Raw genomic sequence first — 505 nt, 5'->3', positions numbered from 1 at the left:
TAACATGTTGAACCGCATGGTTCAACAGTGAAAGACGGTCTTGCTGTCACTTATAGATGGATCCGCGCCGCATTAGCTAGTTGGTAAGGTAACGGCTTACCAAGGCAACGATGCGTAGCCGACCTGAGAGGGTGATCGGCCACACTGGAACTGAGACACGGTCCAGACTCCTACGGGAGGCAGCAGTAGGGAATCTTCCGCAATGGGCGAAAGCCTGACGGAGCAACGCCGCGTGAGTGATGAAGGTCTTCGGATCGTAAAACTCTGTTATTAGGGAAGAACAAATGTGTAAGTAACTATGCACGTCTTGACGGTACCTAATCAGAAAGCCACGGCTAACTACGTGCCAGCAGCCGCGGTAATACGTAGGTGGCAAGCGTTATCCGGAATTATTGGGCGTAAAGCGCGCGTAGGCGGTTTTTTAAGTCTGATGTGAAAGCCCACGGCTCAACCGTGGAGGGTCATTGGAAACTGGAAAACTTGAGTGCAGAAGAGGAAAGTGGAA

Annotated in this window: 1 rRNA gene; it reads left to right on the top strand. The window is 51.3% G+C overall.

Going from position 1 to position 505, the window contains the following annotated elements:
* Positions 1 to 505: ribosomal RNA gene (locus HMPREF3264_RS12235) — 16S ribosomal RNA — on the top strand; the annotation flags it as partial.

This window comes from Staphylococcus sp. HMSC62A08, from assembly GCF_001839105.1.
GTDB lineage: Bacteria > Bacillota > Bacilli > Staphylococcales > Staphylococcaceae > Staphylococcus > Staphylococcus caprae.
This window is presented reverse-complemented; position numbering and strand designations above follow the sequence as displayed.